The sequence below is a fragment of the Cloacibacillus sp. genome (assembly GCA_036655895.1).
GTDB lineage: Bacteria > Synergistota > Synergistia > Synergistales > Synergistaceae > JAVVPF01.
Genome location: JAVVPF010000139.1, coordinates 1 through 654 on the forward strand (window position 1 = coordinate 1; position 654 = coordinate 654).

General features: G+C 38.8%; 1 rRNA gene. It reads left to right on the plus strand.

Going from position 1 to position 654, the window contains the following annotated elements:
• Positions 1-357 precede the first annotated feature (357 nt).
• Positions 358-654 (plus strand): 16S ribosomal RNA (locus RRY12_13360); the annotation flags it as partial.

Here is a 654-nt window from a genome sequence, read left to right on the forward strand (position 1 = left end):
CACTTAGCCTAGTGTGTTTATAGTAGTTAAATGGAGAAAGTTGGAGCAAAATAGAGCATTAAAAGAATAATGTATAAATATAGGAATAAGTTGGTCGAAAGGTGTCGAAAAACAGTATATAATGATATACATCAGCTGTGTGACATCAGTAATCGCAAGAAAATATAACTTAATTGAAATTAGAAAATAAATTCAAAAAAGTTGTTGACAAGATTTGATACACATGGTAAGATAAACAAGTTGCTTAAGGGCAACGACACAATGGTCTTTGAAAATTGAACAGAATATATAGAATAACATTTAAAACCAGCAATTCTTTTTATTAAAGTAAGTTTTATGAGTGAAAAGATTAAACTTTTTATTGAGAGTTTGATCCTGGCTCAGGACGAACGCTGGCGGCGTGCCTAACACATGCAAGTCGAGCGATGAAGTTTCCTTCGGGAAACGGATTAGCGGCGGACGGGTGAGTAACACGTGGGTAACCTGCCTCATAGAGGGGAATAGCCTTCCGAAAGGAAGATTAATACCGCATAACATTGCAGCTTCGCATGAAGCAGCAATTAAAGGAGCAATCCGCTATGAGATGGACCCGCGGCGCATTAGCTAGTTGGTAAGGTAATGGCTTACCAAGGCGACGATGCGTAGCCGACCTGA